A 6,261-nucleotide genomic window follows, 5' to 3' on the forward strand; every position below is an offset into this window, starting at 1 on the left:
AGATGTGTATAAAGAGACAGCCGTCGTCCCCAGCTCCACGCGCCGCTGCTCCAGCGTCTGGTCCGGACGCACCACCAGCACGTAGCGCCCCTTCTGGTCCGTGCCCACCGCCAGGTCCTGGATGAGCACCGTGGGCCGCGCCGCGCCCGTCTCCAGCCGCACCCGAGCGAAGAGCCCCGCCGTCAGCTTCCCGTCCGGATTGGGCAGCACCGCGCGCGCTCGCGCAGTCCCCGTCCCCGCCACCACTTGATTGTCCAGGAAGTCGAGCCGCGCCTCGCGGGGGAAGCCCTCATCCCCCGTCAGCGCCACGCGCACCGGCACCGCGTTGACACGCCCGTCCTTCCCGCGTGCCCCGGACGTCGTCCCCGCGAAGCGCAGGTACGTGGCCTCGTCCACGTCGAAGTACACGTAGAAGGGCTCCACCGAGACGATGGTCGTGAGCAGCGCGCCGCTGCTGACCAGGTTGCCCTGCGTCACCAGCGCCCGCCCCACCCGTCCACTCACGGGTGCGCGCACGCGCGTGTCCTGCAGGTCGACCTCCGCGCCTCGCACCGCCGCCTTGGCGGACTCGACGCGCGCACGGGACTCCGCGCGCTCCGCCGTCAGCACGTCGAAGTCCCCCTGGGAGATGGCCTGCTCGGCGACCAGCTTCTCGCCACGCTCGAACCGCTTCTCCGCCAGCGTGCGGCGCTCCTCGGCCTGACGCAGGTCCGCGCGCGCCCGGTCCAGCACGGCCTCGAAGGTGCGCGAGTCGAGCTGGAACAACACCTGCCCCGCCGTCACCAACCCGCCCTCCGCGAAGCGCACCGAGTCGATGTAGCCACCGACGCGAGGCCGCAGCTCCACGCTCTGCACCGCCGCCAACGTACCGGTGAACTCGGCGCTGTCGGCCACCTGCCGGGTGACGACCTCCGCGGCGACGACGGGGGCCGCCGCCATCTTCACGCCACCTGCTCCACCGGACGCATCCGCGCTCTCGCTCCGCGCGAGGACCAGACCACCGATGACGAGAGGAAGGGACAAGGCCCCTCCGACTGCTGCACGCTTCCAATTCATGGGGGACTCCGACTTCTTCCAAGGGTCGGGACACACCGGTGGCGTTCGCGCTCGAGGCGCGCCCACCGCCGACGGCCCTGGGTGACAGGACAAGGAACGACTTCACGGACGTCTCCCGTGCGGCGCGCGACATCGCCGACGGGGGACTGGGATGGCGCTAGGAATGCGTCTTCGAGGACGTCTCCCGTGCGGCGCACGAGGTCGCCGACCGGGGACACGGGTGTCTGGGGCTACGACTTCACGAACGTCTCCCGTGCGGCGCACGAGGTCGCCGATGGGAACAGGGATGGTTCTACGGATGCGTCTTCACGGACGTCTCCCGTCCGGCGCACGAGGTCGCAGGCGGAGGACATGGAGGTGTCTGGAATTACGACGTCATGGGCTTGAGCGGACAGGACGGGAGACGACGCGCACATCACCCCCGCGGCACGAAGTCCGCCAGAAGGTGACACACGGGAGTGTGGAGGCACACGTCGACCCTCGGTGCACACTTCACCGGCGGGAGGACGGCGGTACCTATCGAGGAGCTCGGAGCCGACGGCGCGACGCACCGGACCCGTGAGATGGCCCGGCCCTCCGCGCGAGGTCCGATGACGACGCTAGCGACACATGGAGGGACAACAGCGTCCCGATGAACGGAACGCCCGAGGCGCGGCGCGCCTCACCGCCGAGGCAATTTGCAACATATCCCATTACTAATTGCCCGGAGCCCCGGAGCGCAACGCAATCTCGCGGGGCCTCACTTGCCGGGGACGGTGCAGCCCGGGGGCGGCTTCCACTCGCGCAGGGCGGTGACACGGGCATCCTGGACGTGGGACACGCCCTCGGGTGCGTCGACCTCATTGACGGTGGTCGGACGGGTGAAGTCGAGCAGGTCCACGGGCACGGGGCGCGTCGGACAGCCCGCCTGGAAGGTCTGCTCGAGCGCCTCCACCAGGGTGTCCGCATGGTCATCGCCGGGGTCCGAGGCCTCGGGCCAGGTCAGGTCGCCCGACAGCGGCTCGCCCCGCTCGGGTGGGAACCACGTCCAGCGGAGGACGGTCTGCCCGCTGTTGCCCCACATCACGCCGCCCACGACGCCGCCCACGGTGGTGAAGTCGTCGGGGAGTTCCCGCCACTCGATGGCGAAGCCCTTGGGGACCTCTTGGCGGAGGGGAGCGGGCCGGAGCACGTCGTCGAGTTCGCCCGACAACAGCAGCATCCACGTCAGCTCTCGCAGCGCCTCGTGACTCACGGTCCCCACCGCCACGCGCGCCTGCCGGTTCGCGTCCGTGGTCTTCACGTCGACCTTGCCGACGCGCTCCGCGTCCTCGTACAGGGCCAGCTCGCTGCAGCTCTGCGACACCCAGGCCGTGCCCGTGCCCAGGTGGTAGGCGCGCACCTCGTCGCAGAAGGAGTAGTGCCCGCGACGCCCGCGCAGCACCAGCCATCCCTCCGAGGGGACTCGCAAGCCCATCAGTGGGAGCATCCGCGTGGAGCCCCCATGACTGGACAGGCACAGGCGCCACGCGGGGTAGCGCCAGCGCTTGGACTTCCTGCGGGCCTCCTTCTCGCAGTACGTGGGCCCGAAGCCCCCACCAGCGGAGTCCGCGTCCACGATGCTCGCGAGGTGCTTCGCCTCCTTCTCCCGGTGGGCGGCGAAGGCCGCCTCGGCCCGGACGACCCAGGGCTCGGTCTCCTTCACACAGGCGCTGTCCCCCATGGCGCACAGCCACGGCGCGAGCTTGTGGTCCGGCTTCACCGTGTCGAGCATCAGCACCTCACGCACCGTCGGCGGCAAGACCACCGTGCGGACGCCCGGCCTGCCCAGCTCCAGATAGGACTCCACCCACGTCCGCCCGCCCCGACGCCACCAGTCCTTCAGGGCCAGGAGCGAGACGTCCTCGGGCACCGGCTCGTCCACCTCGCGGCTCAGCTCGAAGCAGCGCGAGGACAAGAGCCCTCGCAGCGCCGCCACGCCCGGCTTGCCGTCAACGCCGTCGGGCAGCGCCTCCAGCTTCGCGTCCAGCGCGACGAGGCGCTCGTGGGCCGCGGTCCACTCGGGCGTGGCCTGGGGACACGGCACGAAGACCTTCGCGGCCGGCGCCGGCTTCGCGGACAGGAGCACACCCAGGAGGACGAGGAGCATGGGCCGCGGAGGATCGCGCAACTCGCGCCCCCGAGGCCAGGACCTGGAGGACTCAACCTCCAGCCGGGAAACAGGAACGAGCGCCTCGGGACAGCCACCCGGCGAGCCCAACCCGGGGGCACCGGAAGCAGGGGTCCCAGCTCGGGGCACGGCCAGGGAGCCCGTCGGCAGTGCCTTCACCGCCCCGGCCTGTTACTGAGGAGACGGGAGCCCGCGTCCGCGTTTCCCTCGGACGATGGGCGGCCTACATTCCCGGACAGCCATGAGCATCGAGCACGCCTTCCATCCCCCCACCATCACCACGGCCGAGGGCCGACCGCTGGACGTCATCGAGGTGCGGGGCCTCACGGTGGACTGCATCGTGGGCATCTTCAATCGGGAGCGCATCTCCGCCCAGCCGCTGCAAGTCGACGTGGCGCTGTTCCTGGACACGCGCGCCGCGGCGGGCGGCAAGCTCTCGCAGACGGTGAACTACGGCCGGCTCGCGGGGGAGCTGCGCTTCCTCTTGGAGTCGTGTCGCTTCGAGCTGCTCGAGTCCGCCGCCGAGGCCATCTGCCGCTACGTGCTGGCGCCACCCACCGAGGACGTGCCTCGCGCTCAGGTCCACGCGGCCACGGTGCGAGTCACCAAGCCCCACGCGCTGGGCGGGCTGGCGATTCCCTCGCTCCAGGTGCACCGCAGCGCGGAGGAGATGGTCTACGGCAAGGAGGAGAAGTCCTTCGGCCGCGTGGACATCATCCATGAGGGGACGGGCTACGGCGTCTACCGGCTGCGAGTCAGACCCGGAGGCCACATCCCCACGCACGTGCACCAGAAGATGGAGGAGAGCGAGCTGGTGCTCGGCGGAGGGCTGCACCTGCAACACCGGCCCGTGGCCCGAGGACAGGCGTTCCACTGGCCGCGCGGCTTCCCGCATCGCTACGACAACCCCTCGTCCACCGAGCAGACCGTGCTCTGTGTCGACAAGCCCGGCTTCATCCCGTCGGACGAGGTGGAGACCGAGGCCCCTCCCGAGGGCCTGACGCCTGTCACGGGCACCTCCTACTATCCACACGATGAGCTGGTCGCCTCGGAGTCCTCGACGGGGACGCGGTCATGAGCGCGGTGGCAACGGACGAGCACCTGACCGGGCATGAAGGACAGAGGAGAGACTCGCACTCGAACGACACCCTTCCAGGTGACGCAAGCCCTGCCGGAACGCCCGTCACCGTGAGAGACCGCCGCGCACAGGAGGACGTGCACTGGGAGCGCTGCTCATGACGCCGACGGGCACCCGGAAGGTGCTCATCACCGGAGGCGGCACGGGCATCGGTCGCGCGGTGGCGGAGGCCCTGCTGCGCGCGGGTGGCCGCGTCGTCGTGACGGGTCGTCGCGCGGACGTCCTCAACGAGGTGACGCGCGCCTGGCCCGGACAGGCCTTCGCCCTGCCCCATGACGTGGCGTCACCGACGGAGCGAGAGGGACTGCTGCGCCAGGCCGCGGAGCTGCTGGGCGGCCTGGACGGCTTCGTCCACAGCGCGGGCCAGGTGGTGCATCAACCGCCGGGACACATCGGCGAGGAGGCGCTGCGCTCCCAGTTGGAGATCAACCTCATCGCGCCTTTGCGCCTGGGTGAGCAGGCGCTGGAGGTGTTGGAGCCCGGCGGCGCGCAGGTCTTCGTCGCGTCCACGCTGGCCACGCGGCCCATCGTCACCAGCGCGGTGTACAGCGCGGCGAAGGCGGGCCTGCTCCAGGTGATGAAGGTCCTCGCGCTGGCCGGCGCGGCGCGGGGCGTGCGCGCCAACGCCGTGCTGCCCGGAGTCGTGGAGACGGACATGGTGCGCGAGGTGAGGCTCGCACCGGGCGAGACGACGCCATCATCCGAGGAGTACACCCGCCGTCAGGAGGCTCAGCTCGCGGGCCTGCGCTCACTGCATCCTCTCGGAAGACTGGGCCATCCGGAGGACGTCGCCGAGGCCGTGCGCCACCTGCTGGGCGCGTCCTGGATGACCGGCACGGAGCTGGTGCTCGACGGCGGGCTGCTGCTGCGCGAGTGAGTCAGCCCTCTTCGGGATAGACGACACACTGAGACGTGCAGGTCTCCGCGACGCGAATCTTCACCACCTTCGCGGTGGGGAAGCTCAGCTTGCTGAAGACCCAGGCGGCCAGCAGCTCGCTGGTGGGGTTCTCCAGCCCCGGCACGTCATTCAGCAGCCGGTGGTCCAGCTGCGCGTGCATCGCCTGCCAGGCCTCGGTGAGCGTGGCGAAGTCGACCACCCAGCCGTAGTGGGGGTCCACCGGACCGCGCACGGTGACTTCGACGCGATAGCTGTGCCCGTGGACGCGCGAGCACTTGTGCCCCGGCGGGACGTTGGGGAGGAAGTGCGCGGCCTCGAAGGTGAACTCCCTCGAGATTTCGGTCACCAGCGAGACTTTGGGCTTCGAAACAGGCTCCATTGCACCGGCCTTCTACCCACGTTCCGCCCCGGGCGTCGAGCCAAGACACGGGCCCGACGCCCCCTCCCCCGCCCCTACCGCCGCACGGCCGCGAGGATGTATCGGGGCAGCAATTCCTCCCGGAAGGTCTTCCAGACGTTGAACTGCCCGTAATTGCCCCCGGTGAACATCACCGTGAGCTCCAGCTCGGGGATGACCATGACGTACTGCCCGCCGTTGCCGCCCGCCTCGTATTCCGCGTAGACGCGCTCGCCCACGCGCAGGTCATGTCGCCACCACGCATACCCGTAGGTGCGCTCGGGGCTCATCACCGAGTGCCGCGCGGTGGAGCGCTCGACCCACTGCCTGGACACCACGCGCTTGCCGTTCCACACGCCGCCCGACAGGTACAGTTGCCCCAGCTTCAGCGCGTCCCGGGGCCGCGCGTGGAGACCGCCGCCCAGGTACGCCTCCCCGTCCGGCAACGTCCCCTGTCCGCCCGGCAGGGCCAGCGACAGCGCGCCCTTCTCCGCCTGTCCCGTGGCCTCGTAGCCCGAGATTCGCGCGCGCCACGTGGTGCCCTCGCGGAACACCGTCAGCTCGCCCTGGACGTCGGGCCCATAGACGGGGTCCGCCGACCAGATGCCCACCAGCTTCTCCGC

5 protein-coding genes and 1 pseudogene are annotated in these 6,261 nt (G+C 70.5%); 2 read left to right on the top strand and 4 right to left on the bottom strand.

Translation table 11 applies throughout. The features are described 5' to 3' along the window. Together FL311_RS39820 and FL311_RS39825 are read right to left on the bottom strand one after the other, a co-directional pair. Positions 1-1,023: efflux RND transporter periplasmic adaptor subunit (locus FL311_RS39820; protein WP_228557397.1), on the bottom strand; the 1,023-nt coding region annotated here is incomplete at its 3' end. Positions 1,024-1,795: 772 nt separating this feature from the next. Beyond that, positions 1,796-3,184 carry a hypothetical protein gene (locus FL311_RS39825; RefSeq protein ID WP_141332866.1) on the bottom strand — a complete coding sequence of 463 codons (1,389 nt, stop codon included), beginning with the start codon at positions 3,182-3,184 and terminating at the stop codon, positions 1,796-1,798. 262 nt (positions 3,185-3,446) lie between these two features. Between FL311_RS39825 and FL311_RS39830 the strand changes: the two genes are divergently transcribed. Both FL311_RS39830 and FL311_RS39835 read left to right on the top strand, forming a co-directional pair. Beyond that, positions 3,447-4,283: a dihydroneopterin aldolase gene (locus tag FL311_RS39830; RefSeq protein WP_141332867.1), complete on the top strand. Its 837-nt coding sequence runs from the start codon at positions 3,447-3,449 to the stop codon at positions 4,281-4,283. Between the two features lie 157 nt (positions 4,284-4,440). After that, entirely contained in the window at positions 4,441-5,220 is a 780-nt protein-coding gene (locus FL311_RS39835) for an SDR family NAD(P)-dependent oxidoreductase (protein WP_141332868.1), read from the top strand. Between the two features lies 1 nt (position 5,221). On the opposite strand, the gene queD is transcribed toward FL311_RS39835, so the two are convergent. Then, positions 5,222-5,620: a 6-carboxytetrahydropterin synthase QueD gene (gene queD, locus FL311_RS39840; RefSeq protein ID WP_141332869.1), complete on the bottom strand. Its 399-nt coding sequence runs from the start codon at positions 5,618-5,620 to the stop codon at positions 5,222-5,224. A gap of 74 nt (positions 5,621-5,694) precedes the next feature. Continuing rightward, positions 5,695-6,261, bottom strand: a pseudogene (locus tag FL311_RS39845) (serine hydrolase); the annotation flags it as partial.

It is taken from the genome of Myxococcus sp. AB025B, from assembly GCF_006518215.1.
Lineage (GTDB): Bacteria > Myxococcota > Myxococcia > Myxococcales > Myxococcaceae > Myxococcus > Myxococcus fulvus.

Coding starts and splice junctions, on each gene's coding strand:
- FL311_RS39825 (WP_141332866.1), bottom strand. CDS start 3,184: ATGCTCCTCGTCCTCCTGGGTGTGCTCCTGTCCGCGAAGCCGGCGCCG.
- FL311_RS39830 (WP_141332867.1), top strand. CDS start 3,447: ATGAGCATCGAGCACGCCTTCCATCCCCCCACCATCACCACGGCCGAG.
- FL311_RS39835 (WP_141332868.1), top strand. CDS start 4,441: ATGACGCCGACGGGCACCCGGAAGGTGCTCATCACCGGAGGCGGCACG.
- queD (WP_141332869.1), bottom strand. CDS start 5,620: ATGGAGCCTGTTTCGAAGCCCAAAGTCTCGCTGGTGACCGAAATCTCG.